Source organism: Haloferax sp. KTX1, from assembly GCF_902410085.1.
In the GTDB taxonomy this organism is placed as follows: Archaea; Halobacteriota; Halobacteria; order Halobacteriales; family Haloferacaceae; genus Haloferax; species Haloferax massiliensis.
This window is the reverse complement of the sequence record NZ_CABPRH010000115.1, coordinates 1-483: the sequence shown is the minus strand read 5'-3', so window position 1 is coordinate 483 and position 483 is coordinate 1. Positions and strand designations below refer to the sequence as shown.

Annotated in this window: 1 protein-coding gene; it reads left to right on the top strand. The window is 53.2% G+C overall.

The window, feature by feature from the left end; genetic code table 11:
- Positions 1-113: 113 nt before the first annotated feature.
- Positions 114-483, top strand: a 370-nt coding sequence (locus FY251_RS21050) for an NAD(P)-dependent oxidoreductase (protein ID WP_148416876.1), incomplete at its 3' end; no start/stop codon positions are given.

Below are 483 nucleotides of genomic sequence, written 5' to 3'. Positions count from 1 at the left end.
TTGAGTCAGAACATGGCAGGCTCGGAGATCAACCATGCCAACAGGGAGCTGATTGCCGCCAATTACATACGTGAAACGGCAGCAGACACGTTTTACCAGGAGGTACTGGACAAATGACTGGGAGTTCCAGGGCAGTTCTGGTAACCGGCTCCAACGGATTTATTGGTACTCACCTGATTGAGGCGCTATCCAGGGATAACCAGCTAACGCCCGTAGCCGCTGTGCGTTCTCCTGAGAAAACGCCTTTGAATGCTCCCGGTTCCCGGGTTCTGGGTAACCTTGAAGACTATGAACAGCTCGATACCGCGACGCTGCAAGGAATTCAGGTTGTGGTTCATGCGGCTGCAAGGGCACACATCCTGAGTGAAAGCCGTTCAAGCACAAACCCGTTCCAGAAGGCCAACGTCGATGCAACTCTTGCTCTAGCCCGGACCGCAGCCCAGGCAGGGGTTACACGATTTATCTTTATCAGTTCAATTGGTG